Genomic DNA, 14,655 nt, shown 5'->3' with positions numbered 1-14,655 from the left:
ATTGTTTTTACGGTTCGCTATCTTTGTTTTATGTCGCAATTATCCAGACTCATATCTATTTTAACTCTGTTACGATCTAAACGACTCTTAACAGCTACCGAGCTTTCTGATAAATTTAATGTAAGTGTACGTACCATCTACAGAGACATTAGAAAATTAGAAGAAGCTGGCATTCCTGTAACCACTATTGAAGGCCGAGGTTATTCGCTAATGGAAGGCTACAATATTGCCCCTGTTCAATTTACCGAAAAACAAGCCAATGCTTTAATTACAGCGCAGCATTTAGTTAATCAAACACAAGATGCTTCGTTTGTTACCGATTTTAAAGAAGCATTAACAAAAATAAAATCGGTCTTTAAAACCTCTATTCAAGAAAAAAGCGAATTGCTAGATAGCAAAATCCACATTTTTGAAAACCGCTATGAGGACATAGCAAGTAATGCACTCTCCGAAATTCAATTAGCAATTACGAACTTTAACTTCGTTGAAATAAATTATAAGAAAGCGAATGATACTCATATTTCCTTCAGAAAAATAGAACCCTATGCGTTTTACTCTACCAACCATAAGTGGATTTTAATTGCCTGGTGCTACCTTAGAAATGACTATCGCGCTTTTAGAATTGACAGAATTCAACATTTCAAAATACTTCCAGAAAAATTTGAAGATAGAGCATTTAACCTTCAAACTTACTTTCAGTCCTGCCCATATGAAGACAAATAAATTCTACTATATTTGCAAGAAAAATTATTAACATGAGAAATATATTAATAGCATTTTCGATCATTCTTTTTACTGCTTGTGCAAATGATGATGACACAGTTCCTGATTACCGTGTTCAAAATGAAGAAGAAATAGTAGCATATATCAAAGCGAATAACTTAAATGCAGAAAAAAGCAGTTCTGGTTTGCATTATGTTATAAATAATCCGGGTACAGGAATGCAACCAACGGCTGCCGATAATGTAACCGTTGCATATAAAGGTTATTTCACAAATGGTGAAGTTTTTGACCAAAGTGACTCCGATGGTATTTCTTTTGGTTTAAGTCAAGTTATCGCTGGCTGGACAGAAGGTATCACTTATTTTAAAGAAGGAGGAAGTGGTATACTTTTAATTCCATCTCATCTCGGTTATGGTAACGCCGGAAGAGGGAGTATTCCGGGTGGTGCCGTACTTATTTTTGACGTAGAGCTCAAATCTGTTAACTAGCACCTTTTTAACACTTTACTAAATTAGGGCGCAGGTTGTTTTTAATACTGAGTAAACATTATTACTTTAGGGTTATTAATAAACCACAAGCTCATGAACTTAATTTTTAGGTATACACTATGCATATTTTGTGTACTTAAAGTTAATGCTCAAGAGGGGCTTTCATCAAAAAGTGACCTATTCTATAATGCAGAGGTTTATATTGGACAAACTCTAGAAGCCAATACGGGTTTCCCTGAAACCAATTTACAGACTGGTGCAGTTTTCAGCATGGGTAGCCTGAACCGAAACAATAGTGCAGCTTGGGTTAAGCAACTTGGTCGTCCAAAATCTGGATTCAGTTTATCTTTTACCGATTTTGGAAATAGTTCCAAATTAGGCCGTGCTTATTCTTTCCTACCTTATTTGGAATTTGGCCTTTTCAAAAAGAAAACCAATAAACTAAATCTTGCCATTGGCGTTGGAGGAGCATACATTGATACTCAATTTAGTAATGAAACCAACCCGTATAACAGAGCCATATCTACAACTTTTAATTGGGCTTTTAGATCTGTATTGTATTATAATATTTTAGAACGTTCTAAAATGGACTGGCGTTTAGGCCTTGGATACTTTCATCATTCAAACGGGCATACGCGACTGCCAAATCAAGGGTTAAACTCCTTGATTTTTAATGTATCAGCCATGATACCCTCCCAAAAAGAGGCAAAACACCCTTTATCTACAAAAGAAAAAAATCATAAAGAAAGGAGTAAGCAAACCTATATAAATATTCAAACCGGAATAGGACAAAATGTACTTTCTGAATTGGACATCACAAAAAGAGAAGTCTACACGATTACAGCTTCTGCCGGAATCGTATTAAACCGGACGTTTAAATTTGGTGGAGGCATGTACTATCGCTTTCTTGAAGGCTACTATGATTATATAAAAAGTGATGGTGAATTAATCTCTGAACAGGTTCCGCATTTTAAAGAAACGCCTTATAAATACGCTACTAATTTCGGTTTTTTTGGTAGTGCTGAATTATTATTGAGCCATGTTGGGTTTGAATGGAATATTGGTTTCAACGTATATAAACCCTTCTATAAAATTGATTATCAAATAAATCAAGGATACTCTTATTATGACGGAGAAAAAACAATATTCTTCTTAGGGGAGTTAGATTGGTATTATGAAGTTAAAAGAACTATATCTAGCAAATTAGGCTTAAAATATTATGTTTTTAACACCAATGATTCTCCAAAAAACAATATTTTTATGGGTATTTACATCAATTCAAACTTGGGGCAGGCAGATTTTACAGAGCTTAGTTTAGGATATGTGTATCGGTTCAAATTAAAAAACAGAAAGGAGTAAAATTAAACTCTTTATGTTAGTTAATTTATAAAGGTTTTACATACTATAATTTAAAATAAAAATGAAGATTGTTTCTACAAATATCGCTAAACCTACAACCATCAGCTGGAATGGAAAAGAAGTTTTAACAGGTATTTATAAAAACCCCACCGCTGAGCCTATTTTTTTAGGCAATCAAGGCGTTAAAAACGATGAAGTTTCAGATAGAAATGTGCATGGTGGCGAATACAAGGCTTGCTACTTATTTTCCGCAGATCATTATGAATATTGGAAATCACTTTATCCAAACCTAAATTGGAATTGGGGTATGTTTGGAGAAAACCTAACCCTTTCTGGACTTAATGAAAAAGACCTTTATATTGGTGATATTTATAAAATTGGATCAACACTTGTTCAGATTACCCAACCCAGACAGCCTTGTTTTAAATTTGGCGTAAAATTTGGTTCACAAAAGGTATTAAAGGAATTTATAAACTATGGCTTTTCGGGGACTTATGTTCGTATTTTAGAGGAGGGTTTTGTAAAAGCTAACGATACCATGAAACTAGTTCAAAAGGCAAAAAAAAGTATTAGTACTTGGCAATTATTCCAACTGTTATATAAAACCGAAAAAAATCAAGAACACATTAAATTGGTAATAAACAATAACGCATTACCTAAAAGAAAACGAGACAAACTAAAAACCTTTTTAAAATAACTTGATGCGGTTTATTATATCTTTGCATCAAATTATTTTAAATGTCATTCAAAGACTTACAATTAAATAGACCTATTTTAAGAGCTGTTGCCGAAACAGGTTACGATAACCCTACCTTAGTTCAAGAAAAAACAATCCCTTTAGTTTTAAATAAAAAAGATATCATTGTTTCTGCTCAAACAGGTACTGGTAAAACAGCAGCTTTTGCATTGCCCATTTTACAACTCCTTTTTGACAGACAAGATGTCGCAAAAAAAGGAAAAACCATTAAAGCTTTAATTGTAAGCCCAACAAGAGAGCTAGCACTTCAGATTGAAGAAAACTTTAAAACCTATAGCACGTACACCAATTTAAGAAGTACAGTTGTTTTTGGTGGAATTTCTATTGAACCGCAAAAGGACATTTTAAAAAAAGGGGTTGACATTTTAATTGCAACTCCAGGACGCTTATTAGATTTACACAAGCAAGACATTGTTAACCTTGACTATGTTGAAACGCTTGTTTTAGATGAAGCAGACTTAATGCTAGATATGGGTTTTATAGATGATGTAAAAAAAATAGAGCGCCTTTGTACACGCGAAAAGCAAATACTTCTATTCTCAGCAACCATTCCTTATAAAGTTGAGCAATTGGCCTCGTCTATTCTAACTTCACCTGAACGTATTGAAGTCGCTCAAAACTCATCGACATCAAAAAATGTAAATCAGTTACTCTATTATGTCCCTAAACGTAATAAAATTGAGCTCTGTTTACATTTACTGCGTAATACAATTAAAGGCCGTATCATCATTTTTAGACGCACAAAATTTGGTGTTGATAAATTGGAAAAAACACTATTGAAAAATGGTTATAAAGTAGATAGTATTCATGGCGATAAAAGTCAGACCACTAGACAAGAAGCTTTAAATAAATTCAAAAAAGGAGACGTTAATATTTTAATTGCTACTGATGTAGCAGCGCGAGGTATTGATATTAGTAATTTAGATGCCGTAGTCAATTTTGACTTACCCAATGTTCCCGAAACGTATGTACACAGAATAGGACGAACTGCTAGAGCTGGTAAATCTGGAATTGCATATTCTCTGTGCTCTGCAGATGAAAAAAGCTATATCCAATCCATCCAACAGCTTATTCTTCTTCAATTAGATGTCATTGAGGACCACCCCTACCCTTTAGACCCGAAGGCTAAACCAATCATTCATAAATCTAAAAAAACAGGAAGCAAGCATAAAAAAGGACGGAAAAGTGTGGCTTCAAAAAAGAAAAAGAAACGATGGTATTAATATTTTTTATGAATGACTGATGCTAAAAAAATTGCAAATAAACTAAACTTGTTACCACACCCTGAAGGTGGTTATTATAAAGAAACCTATAGAAGTTCTGGAGTAATTAATCAAGAGAATCTAGGCAACGACTTTTTAGGAGAAAGACATTATTCAACCTGTATTTATTTCTTATTAACTTCGGATACTTTTTCGGCTTTTCATAGAATTAAACAGGATGAAATTTGGCATTTTTATAAAGGAACTGCTATAAAGCTTCACATCATTTCTGCTAAAGGACTTTATAACAATGTGGTAATTGGAAATGATTTAGAAAAAGGTGAATTACCACAGTATGTAGTTAACGCTGGAGATTGGTTTGCTGCTGAAGTTATTAGCAGCAATGCATATACATTATTAGGTTGTACGGTATCTCCTGGGTTTGATTTTAAAGATTTTGAACTTGCGGAAAGACATTCTCTAACTCAATTATTTCCAGAACATCAAGACATTATTTTAAAGCTTACAAGAATATAAATACAGGCAACAACTTATGCTACTTAATAGCAAAATCAAAATAAGTAGTAGGAAAAGGTTCATCAATTAGGGTAAAATGCCACCATTCTTTGGAGTAACTTTTAAAATCGTATTTCATCATAATAGACTGTAACAATAGTCTATTCGCTTTCTGTTGAGCCGTGATTTCGGTATTATCAACCCAGGAAACCTCTCCAAAAAAATCATAAGGACTTCCCATATCTAATGGAGCACCAGTATTTCCATCAATTATGGTTAAATCGACTGTACTTCCTCTACTATGGCCAGACTTACTTGCTATATAGCCTTTGCTAAAAAGGTCTTGCTTTTTTACGTTCGGGTAGAATATGCCTTTATTAATAGTATCATTCAGATCTCTAGCCCATATAACAAAATGATTAACCGCTCTTTGAGGTCGATAACCATCATAAACTTTTAAACATAAGTTTTCATCTTGCAAATCCTCATGAACTCTTTTTAATACTTGGGCCGCCTTGGCAGTAAGGATTAATTTGTTTGAATTGTATCCATCAATTGGTTTTCCTACAAAATTATTCGAGGTAAAATAACGAAGTTCTATTTCTATATCATCAATAATATCTTTAACCGAGACAAAACCATCTGGTATTTGGGCAATAAGATTTGTGTTCCAGAAACAAATAAAAAATATTATGATGTATTTCATACAAATAGCTAATTGTGCTAATTTAGAAAATAAAAGAACATGCTTTTTGAAACTCCAATAAATTTAAATCTAAAAGATTCTGATATTGTTTATCACCCAAACTTTTTTAATAAGAAACAGGCCGATATCTATTTTGACCAATTAGATAAAAAGATTGATTGGCAACAAGATACCATTACGGTATTTGGAAAAACACATTTACAACCAAGGTTAACTGCTTTTTTTGCAGATAATAATAAATCATATAAATACAGTAACATAATTATGAAGCCAAATAGTTTTAATAAAGAATTGTTAGGCATAAAAAGAATGGTCGAGTCTCAGCTTAACACAAGATTTACAAGCTGTTTAGCGAATCTATATAGACATGGTCAAGATAGTAATGGCTGGCATGCTGATAACGAAAAGGAATTAGGAGACCAACCCATTATAGCTTCTGTCTCTTTTGGAGCAGAGCGCATTTTTCAATTAAAACACAGATACCAAAAAGCGTTAAAAGCAAAAATAAATTTACTACATGGAAGCTTACTTATAATGAAAGGTGAAACTCAAAAATTTTGGCTTCATCAAATACCTAAAACATCAAAGCATGTTGGGAAACGAATCAACTTAACTTTTAGAATTATAGCATAAAAAAACCGAGTTCCCTCAAACTCGGTTTTCTTTTCAATTTGCTTTTTAATATTATGAAGCTAGATTTGGGGTCTCCATATCAACAACATAATGCAAATATTAATTAATTAATCCATTGAACTAAAAAGTGTGTTATTTAGTACACTCCAAATATAGAATTAATAAACATACAAACACGATAAAAAGCACTTATATTCGATGAAATACATGTAATTTTAACATATTTAGATGATTTCATCGATATTATCGATTAAATGCACTTTTCTGTCACCAAAAAAAATGCCAATTCCGTGTATCCTAACCCAAATTCATAAAAAAAGCACCTCATAAAGGTGCTTTTTTACTAACTAACCAACCAAAATATGAATTACAACTCAGAAGTTTAAAGTAACCACTCAATAAACCTTATTCTGAATGTATTCATTTGTATAATAACAATAGTCATGCCAAAATTGGAAAATGTGATCTTTTATTTTTTATATCTTTCAGCTTCAGATAATATCTTTTTATGAATAATCAACCTCTTTTTACTCAAGACACTATAGTCTTTGGTTTACTTATGTTAATGTTAGGATTTGTATTTTATACATCCTCTAGTTCAAATTCATTTTGGAAAAAGTTTTATAAATATATTCCAGCTTTATTAATGGCATACATGCTTCCAGGTGCTTTAACTACCTTGGGTATTATTGCTCCTGAATGGTCTTCAGTTAATTCATCTGGGGAGTCGATTCAACATCATTCACAAGTATATTATATAGCTAGTCGATTTCTGCTGCCAGCTGCTCTCGTACTCATGACTTTAAGCATTGATTTAAAAGCTATATATAATCTGGGCCCCAAAGCACTGATAATGTTTTTAACCGGTACTGTTGGTGTTATTATTGGCGGTCCTATAGCTATATTATTAATATCCATTATTTCTCCCGAAACGGTGGGAGGAGTTGGTCCTGATGCCGTTTGGCGGGGTCTGGCAACCTTAGCTGGTAGTTGGATTGGTGGTGGTGCCAATCAGGCAGCCATGTTAGAAATTTATGGGTATAACACTAATAATTATGCAGGAATGGTTATAGTTGATATCGTAGTCGCCAATATTTGGATGGCCATTTTGCTTCTAGGTATTGGTAAATCAGATAGAATAGATAAATGGCTAAAGGCCGATAATTCTGCAATTGAAATTTTAAAAGATCGCGTATCAACATACGCTTCTAAAATTTCAAGAACACCTACGCTAGCAGATTATATAGTTATTTTAGGTATTGCATTTTCTGTTGTGAGTTTGTCTCATTTAGGCGCAAATACAATTTCAGAATTCTTAAAATCAACTTTTAACGTAGTGAGGGATAAATCATCAGCGATGTCATCATTTGGATCTCAATTTTTCTGGATGATTACTATAGCCACGGCAACAGGTATTTTATTATCATTTACTAAATTGAAACAATATGAGGGAGCTGGAGCAAGTAAAATAGGGAGCGTATTTATTTATATTCTTGTGGCTAGTATAGGTATGAAAATGGACTTAACAACGGTCACCGAAAATCCAGGGTTAATTGTTGTAGGTTTAATCTGGATGTGTATACATGTTAGTTTACTTTTCTTGGTAGCCAAACTAATAAAGGCACCATATTTTTTCTTAGCAGTAGGTAGCAAAGCCAATATTGGAGGTGCTGCTTCGGCACCCGTAGTTGCTGCAGCGTTTCACCCCTCATTGGCTACTGTTGGTGTACTCTTGGCTGTATTTGGATATGTTGTTGGTACGTACGGAGCAATGCTTTGTGCAGAACTTATGAAAATAGCCGCTACTGGTTAGTATTTAATTAATATTTATAAGATATTTGCCATCAAAATTTACAATATTCGATGAAACACATTTCTTTATTTCTAATCGCCCTATTCGTAGTAGCATGTTCCAACAAGCCCAATGATTTAATCGTGAAAGCTAATGTAAAAGGTTTAAAAAAAGGAACTGTGTACCTAAAAAAAATTAAAGACACAGCTTTGGTAACCGTAGATTCTGTTAACATTAGTGGTACTTCTAATTTTGAGTTATATAGTGATATAGATACACCCGAAATATTCTTTCTTTACTTAGATAAAAATAGTGCTGAGAAAGACAGGATAGCTTTTTTTGCTGATAAGGGGATTACAGAAATTAATACCACCTTAAAAAATTTCGTCTTTGACGCTAAAATTAAAGGTTCTTCTCAGCAAAAGGTATTAGAAGAATACAAAAAATTTATATCCAGAGCAAATGACAGAAACTTAGAATTAATTAAGGAAACCTTTGAAGCTCAAAAAATAGGAGATACAGCTAAAATAAAAGCTCTTGAAAAAGAACAAAGCGGCGCTTTAAAGCGTAAGTACTTATACACGGTAAACTTTGCGTTGAACAATAAGGACAGTGAAGTCGCTCCTTACCTTGCATTATCTGAAATTTATAATGCTAGAATTGATTTATTAGATACCATAAACGAGTCCTTGACGCCAAAAGTAAAAGCTTCAAAGTACGGTATAGAACTTGATAGATTTATTAAGGATATTAAGGAGAAAGAAAAAGAATAATAATCTTACTCACATATATTAAAAGCCACTCATATGAGTGGCTTTTAATTTTTACACCTTATGAGGTTGAAGTTTATTCTATAATTCTAACAAAAAAAAAGCTTCGTTTAAGTGAAGCTTTTTGAGCCGATGGAGGGACTCGAACCCACGACCTGCTGATTACAAATCAGCTGCTCTAGCCAGCTGAGCTACATCGGCGTTTTAACGGGTGCAAATATAATATCTAAAATAACATTTCCAAGCTGTCCGTTAAAAAAATTATCCTAGTTTATTAATTTTATCAATTAAAGCCCTGCCTTTATCTTCTAGCTCTTGATTAATAGCTTTAAAATGTGCTTTCGCGTTTTCAACATTCTTAGCATTTACCTTAGCTATCAACTCGTCAAAAGTTTCTATAGCTTCATCTATAATGGCTTCACTTTTCTTTGTGTCCTTATCTGTATTTGAATATTCCCAAACATATACAGCTTCAATAATATCTCCTAAAACGTAATTAATATCCTTTTTTAAATCTCTAACATTTGCCATAATTTCTTTTTTAATTTGATTACAAAACTACATATAAACTTCTAATCACATAGTCTTTTTAATATTATTTTTTTGGTCTTAAATTGAAGGTAAATAGTAAATCAATTACCTATAAAAATCTACCCTCCACAGTAGGTTACAAAATTTCTTGGGGTTTCGTAAAGTGTTATCTCTAATTCTAAATCTTGCTCTATGTGAGGTTTAATTTTATTATAAATTACAACTGCAATATTCTCAGCCGTAGGATTTAAAGTTTTAAACTCTGGCACATCAACATTTAGATTTTTATGATCAAAAGCTTCTTCCACTTCACTCTTTATAATATCTTTAAGCTCCTTCATATCGATAACGTAACCTGTTTCTTTATCAATTTCACCAGTCACGCTCACTATTAGTTCATAATTATGACCATGAAAATTTGGGTTATTGCACTTTCCAAAAACCGCATCGTTCTTTTCAAAACTCCAATCTGCTTTGTATAATCTATGAGCGGCATTAAAGTGAGCTCTTCTACTAACCTTTATCTTCATAACTTGATATTTATGTGTTCATAGAATTTATCAAAAATCACTTTAAACCATTCTGTATAAAGCTCGGGATGCAATGAAATATCTACCCTTACATCCTCCAGTGGCATCCATTTCCAACTGGCAACTTCTTCTAAATTAATATTTGGTTCTCCATTAAAATATCCAAGTAAAACATGATCCAATTCATGCTCTGTTAACCCATTATCAAAGGGCGCCTTATAGATAAACGAAATGGACTCAGTTAAATCAACTTCAAATCCCATTTCTTCTTGCAGACGTCTTTTACCAGCTGCAATATTAGACTCCCCATCTCTTTGATGGCTGCAGCAAGTATTAGTCCAAAGTCCCGGAGAATGATACTTATCATGGGCACGCTCTTGAAGCATCAATTCATTTTTATCATTAAAAATAAAAACAGAAAATGCACGATGTAAAACTGCTTTTTCATGAGCCTCCATTTTAGGCATAAGACCTATTTGCTCATCCTTTTCATTAACAAGGATAACTTTTTCTTCTTCCATAGTCTAACAAAAATACAAACAAATAATAAAATTGTTAAGCTTGAAAATAAATTAAATAAAAAGTACCCATAACACATTTCAGGTATTTGACTGAAATAAAAAAAAAGAATTAGTTATCTAAAATGATAAACTCACTACGTCTGTTAGCTTGATGCATTTTTTTTGAGCATGGTACACCATCTGAGCATTTATTAGTAAGTTGAGATTCACCATAACCTTTTCCAGATAATCGGTCTTGCACGACATTGCCATATTTTAGTATATAATCTAATGTAGCTTCATTTCTTTTGTTAGATAACTCAATATTATATTCATCCGTACCCCTTGAATCCGTATGAGAACGTACATCTAATTTTACCGTTTGGTACCTTTCTAAATAAGCGATTACTTTTTCTAATTCTGCTTGAGCATCTTCACGAACAAAAGATTCATCAAAGTCAAAGTAAATAGGATTTAAACTCAGTAATTCAGTTAAATCTGTACCTATTGGCGCTGGTATTGGCGCTAACTGTAATTTAACATTAGATGTTTGAGTAATATTAGACACAATTTTGAACTCAGCATAGTCATCGAAATAACCCTCTTTCTTACCCTCAACAGCATAGTTTTCCTTTAAACAATCCAACCCGTAAGAAAAGAATCCTAAATCATCAGTAGTTAATGAAATTATGATATTCTTATCGGCATCATAAATAACGATACTCGCATTGGGAATGGCTTCCTGAGTATACTTATCTATAACAACTCCTTTTACAATAGGTTCACATTTTGGAGTTGTAAAACTATATATATCATCATCTCCTTTACCACCAGCTCTATTCGAAGAAATATACCCTCTTCCCGATTCCTCAAAAATCACATATCCAAAATCATCTTTCGGACTATTTATTGGTCTACCGATATTCTTTATTTCAGCAACATTTATTTCACTCACACCTATTTCCGAAAGATGTATATCGTTAACATCAATTTTAAAAACATCTAAACCGCCTAGGCCAACATGACCGTTAGAAGAAAAATAAAGAATATTCTTTTCACTTATAAAAGGAAAATTTTCCCTTCCTTCTGTATTAATTTTTTCACCCAAATTTACTGGAGTACCATAAGTTCCATCTTCATTTATATCAACAACGAATAAGTCAGATCCCCCAAGAGTCCCTGGCATATCTGAAGCAAAATACAGTTTTTTTTCATCTAAACTTAAAGCTGGATGTGCTACATTAAATTCTTTACTATTAAATGGTAATGGCTCTATATTCGTCCAAGCTCCATTTACTAACTCAGCTTTAAAAATCTGCAATACATGAGAATTCTTTTTGCTCTTTTTAAATTTCCCTTTAAAATAATTGTTTCTAGTGAAATACAATGTTTTTCCGTCTTTTGAGAATGTAGCTGTAGCTTCATGATACTTTGAATTTATCTCTTTACCAAATTCTTCTACATTTCCTAATGAATCAATCTGAAACAAATCAAGAAAAGGTTGTCCATTCCAACCATACAATTTTTTACCCTTGCCCTTACCCCTTGATGATGCAAAAATTAATTTACCGTTGTGAAGCGATGCCCCAAAATCTGAAAATTGAGTATTAACATCTAGGCTATTCAAAGGAAAATCTTGAGAAACCTTATATATTTCATGCAAATAATCTGGGTTCTTCGAATAAGATTTAGCTCTTAAATCTTCTGTATTAAGAGCAAGAAAAACGTCAAAAATAGCATCTGCTTCATCATATTTTTCCTGCGCCTTTAAAGCATGGGCATATCTAAAATAGTTTTCAGAATCTAAAGAATCGATTTTATTCGTCTCTTTTAGTTTTAAAAGTTCTTCATACCATTTTGAGGCATCTTCCATGTCACCATTAAAATAATAGACATTTGCTAATTTTTCAATGATATCGGGAGAAGGGTTGGGTCTGTAAGCTAAATTTAAAAGAGTTTCTTTCGACTCTTCATATTCAAGATTATTATACTTTTTAGTAACCTTCTTAATCTTTCCTATTTGGGCATAAGAACTATTAAAACAGAATACACTGCAAAGTATTATAATATATATCTTTAACTTCATTTATTTTCCTTAAAAGAATCTTGGGGATATAATTCTACCAATCTCAGCCAATTCAAATCTTAACATAATTTCATGTGAACCACTATTATAATTATTTAACCCCGTTGTGGTTGCATCATAGGCATATCCTATAAAAATCTGATCACTAACTTGAAACCCAACTAAGCCACTAACAGAATCATTCCATCTATATGCTAAACCTAGTGTAAATTTTTCATAAAATAAAGCATTTACTGAAAGGTCTGCAATTAAAGGTGCTCCTGAAACTCCTTTTAATAAAAATGTGGGCTTCAATTTAGTATTTGTATTCAAATCGAACACATAACCTCCGATTAAAAACAAATGTAGTCGTTCTGTTGCTAAAGATTCTTGAAAATCGTCATAGTGCTTAGTATTTAAGACATTTGGTACGGACAAACCTACATACCATTTTTCAGAATGCAAATACAAGGCAGCACCCACTGTTGGAGATATCAAATTTACGTTTTCATTGAAAACCACATCAGGGTTTTGAAAGATACCCTTACTCCAATCTGTATCTAAAAAATGTACCCCAGCTTTGGCTCCAAACGATAACTCAATTTCGCCATAATAATCAACAGGTATAGTATAAGAGATGTTCGCGTCTAAATTCGTTTCCATAGCTGGTCCAAGTTGATCACTAACTACATTTAAACCCAATCCAATTCTTTCATTTCCTAATGGTGAATGAATTCCAAAAGTAATGGTTTTGGGTGCTCCATCTATTCCAACCCATTGTGTACGATATAATGCTGTGGCACTTAACACCCCTCTCTGACCTGCGTAACCCGCATTTACACTCATGGTGTTATACATGTATTGTGTATACTGTGGATCTTGTTGGGCTTCCAAGTTGCAGTTTAATAGTAAAATAAACACTACTAAAATCAAATTTTTTATTAATGATATTTTCTTAATCATCTTTTTAATTCTTTGAGTTGCCAACTCTTTATTATCTATTTATATACAACCATCCAACTTTCGGTTCAGAACCATTTCCTAAGTCTAAAACATAATAATATGTTCCAATTGGTAATTCTTCCTGCTTGTTTATGGTACCTCTTCCATTAGAAATACCTCCCCAGTCATTTCGGTAATTTTTCGTTTTGTAAACAATATTACCCCATCGGTTATAAACTTCTAAACTACTATTAGGATAATCTTCAATTCCATTGATAACAAATGTATCATTAACGCCATCTCCATTTGGAGAGAATTCGTTAAATATTAATAAATTTCCAAGTACTGTTACAGTCGCATCATCTAAATCATTGCCATCAAAATCATCACCATCATCACTAACATCAGATATATCGGTATTAAAATTATTCTCCGATGCTATAGCAATAACACTATTAGACACACCTCCCGAATATATTGCTTGTTGATCAATTATGAAAGTAGCTTCATACGTAGCAATTTCCCCTGGTATTAATATGCCTTCAGCACTATCAAAAGTTGAATTAACAAAAGTAGGTCCACTCGTTAACTCTATGACATTGCCCTGAGCGTCTAAAAAGATATCTTCCAGTTCCAAATCGCTAAGTTCAACATTACCAGTATTTTCAACCTCAATAGTATAATTGATTCTATCTCCAACTTCCTCGCCAAATACATCAGCTATTTTAGTAGCTTCAATACTGGCTACACAATCAACTGGTGAAGTAACGGGCAATGTGATACTTGTTCCAATAAAACTACATGGATCATCTACATCTGTGCCATCTCTAATTTCATCAGCATTTGTAACACCGTCTCCATCGCAATCATCCATAGGGTAAGATAAACAATCCATAATCGTAACAACACCACTTGGATCGGTATTAACTGTATTACCACTCGTTACAGTACCACCTACTGTAAAAGTTTCGTCTCCCTCAGAGATATCATCTTCAAAGACCGGTATAGATACTGTCGTACTTAAATCACCTGCTAAAATTGTGATCGTCGTGGTCGTACTTGTATAATCATCTCCTGATGCTGCTGTACCATCAGTAGTTACTATATCAATTACCGTATCTACACTACTCGCTACATCTAA

16 protein-coding genes and 1 tRNA gene are annotated in these 14,655 nt (G+C 33.0%); 9 read left to right on the top strand and 8 right to left on the bottom strand.

The annotated features are described in order from the left end of the window. Window positions 1–30: 30 nt before the first annotated feature. The 6 genes from Q0857_RS06340 to Q0857_RS06315 all read left to right on the top strand — a co-directional run bounded on the left by Q0857_RS06340 (window position 31) and on the right by Q0857_RS06315 (window position 5,066). Window positions 31–723, top strand: coding sequence for a YafY family protein (locus Q0857_RS06340; RefSeq protein ID WP_298533139.1), 693 nt, complete (start codon window positions 31–33; stop codon window positions 721–723). A gap of 32 nt (window positions 724–755) precedes the next feature. Next, window positions 756–1,211, top strand: coding sequence for an FKBP-type peptidyl-prolyl cis-trans isomerase (locus tag Q0857_RS06335; RefSeq protein WP_298533138.1), 456 nt, complete (start codon window positions 756–758; stop codon window positions 1,209–1,211). Window positions 1,212–1,304: 93 nt separating this feature from the next. Then, a complete protein-coding gene (locus Q0857_RS06330) occupies window positions 1,305–2,570 on the top strand; it encodes an acyloxyacyl hydrolase (protein ID WP_298533136.1) in 1,266 nt (421 codons plus the stop codon). Window positions 2,571–2,631: 61 nt separating this feature from the next. After that, complete coding sequence (locus Q0857_RS06325; RefSeq protein ID WP_298533135.1) at window positions 2,632–3,267, top strand: MOSC domain-containing protein; 636 nt, start codon at window positions 2,632–2,634, stop codon at window positions 3,265–3,267. A gap of 41 nt (window positions 3,268–3,308) precedes the next feature. Continuing rightward, window positions 3,309–4,550, top strand: a complete 1,242-nt coding sequence (locus Q0857_RS06320; RefSeq protein ID WP_298533134.1) for a DEAD/DEAH box helicase — start codon at window positions 3,309–3,311, stop codon at window positions 4,548–4,550. A 12-nt stretch (window positions 4,551–4,562) separates the two neighbouring features. Next, window positions 4,563–5,066 (top strand): cupin domain-containing protein, encoded by a 504-nt coding sequence (locus Q0857_RS06315; RefSeq protein WP_298533133.1) that lies wholly within the window; start codon window positions 4,563–4,565, stop codon window positions 5,064–5,066. A 19-nt stretch (window positions 5,067–5,085) separates the two neighbouring features. Here Q0857_RS06315 and Q0857_RS06310 read toward each other — a convergent pair whose 3' ends face one another. Continuing rightward, complete coding sequence (locus Q0857_RS06310) at window positions 5,086–5,751, bottom strand: M15 family metallopeptidase (protein ID WP_298533132.1); 666 nt, start codon at window positions 5,749–5,751, stop codon at window positions 5,086–5,088. A 39-nt stretch (window positions 5,752–5,790) separates the two neighbouring features. Here Q0857_RS06310 and Q0857_RS06305 point away from each other — a divergent pair, with 39 nt between their 5' ends. The 3 genes from Q0857_RS06305 (at window position 5,791) to Q0857_RS06295 (ending at window position 8,949) form a co-directional block, all read left to right on the top strand. Beyond that, window positions 5,791–6,384 (top strand): alpha-ketoglutarate-dependent dioxygenase AlkB, encoded by a 594-nt coding sequence (locus tag Q0857_RS06305; protein WP_298533131.1) that lies wholly within the window; start codon window positions 5,791–5,793, stop codon window positions 6,382–6,384. Between the two features lie 508 nt (window positions 6,385–6,892). Beyond that, entirely contained in the window at window positions 6,893–8,197 is a 1,305-nt protein-coding gene (locus tag Q0857_RS06300; protein ID WP_298533130.1) for a DUF819 family protein, read from the top strand. A 50-nt stretch (window positions 8,198–8,247) separates the two neighbouring features. Continuing rightward, window positions 8,248–8,949, top strand: a complete 702-nt coding sequence (locus Q0857_RS06295; RefSeq protein WP_298533129.1) for a DUF4369 domain-containing protein — start codon at window positions 8,248–8,250, stop codon at window positions 8,947–8,949. 124 nt (window positions 8,950–9,073) lie between these two features. On the opposite strand, the gene Q0857_RS06290 is transcribed toward Q0857_RS06295, so the two are convergent. From Q0857_RS06290 to Q0857_RS06260, 7 genes are all read right to left on the bottom strand, one after another. Further along, window positions 9,074–9,147: transfer RNA gene (locus tag Q0857_RS06290), tRNA-Thr, on the bottom strand. 60 nt (window positions 9,148–9,207) lie between these two features. Beyond that, complete coding sequence (locus tag Q0857_RS06285; RefSeq protein WP_298533128.1) at window positions 9,208–9,477, bottom strand: hypothetical protein; 270 nt, start codon at window positions 9,475–9,477, stop codon at window positions 9,208–9,210. 119 nt (window positions 9,478–9,596) lie between these two features. Beyond that, window positions 9,597–10,007, bottom strand: coding sequence for a 6-carboxytetrahydropterin synthase (locus Q0857_RS06280; protein ID WP_298533127.1), 411 nt, complete (start codon window positions 10,005–10,007; stop codon window positions 9,597–9,599). Then, a complete protein-coding gene (idi, locus tag Q0857_RS06275) occupies window positions 10,004–10,528 on the bottom strand; it encodes an isopentenyl-diphosphate Delta-isomerase (RefSeq protein WP_298533126.1) in 525 nt (174 codons plus the stop codon). Before idi ends, Q0857_RS06280 begins: the two co-directional genes overlap by 4 nt. A gap of 109 nt (window positions 10,529–10,637) precedes the next feature. Further along, on the bottom strand, window positions 10,638–12,593 hold the full coding sequence (locus tag Q0857_RS06270) for an OmpA family protein (protein ID WP_298533125.1): 1,956 nt from the start codon (window positions 12,591–12,593) through the stop codon (window positions 10,638–10,640). A 9-nt stretch (window positions 12,594–12,602) separates the two neighbouring features. Beyond that, a complete protein-coding gene (locus Q0857_RS06265) occupies window positions 12,603–13,535 on the bottom strand; it encodes a type IX secretion system membrane protein PorP/SprF (RefSeq protein WP_298533124.1) in 933 nt (310 codons plus the stop codon). Between the two features lie 31 nt (window positions 13,536–13,566). Next, window positions 13,567–14,655 (bottom strand): gliding motility-associated C-terminal domain-containing protein (locus Q0857_RS06260; RefSeq protein WP_298533123.1); only part of this gene is annotated, 1,089 nt, incomplete at its 5' end.

The organism is uncultured Algibacter sp., assembly GCF_947495925.1.
Taxonomy (GTDB): Bacteria; Bacteroidota; Bacteroidia; order Flavobacteriales; family Flavobacteriaceae; genus Algibacter_E.
The sequence above is the reverse complement of the archived record's forward strand: the minus strand, read 5'-3'. Positions and strand labels throughout refer to the sequence as shown.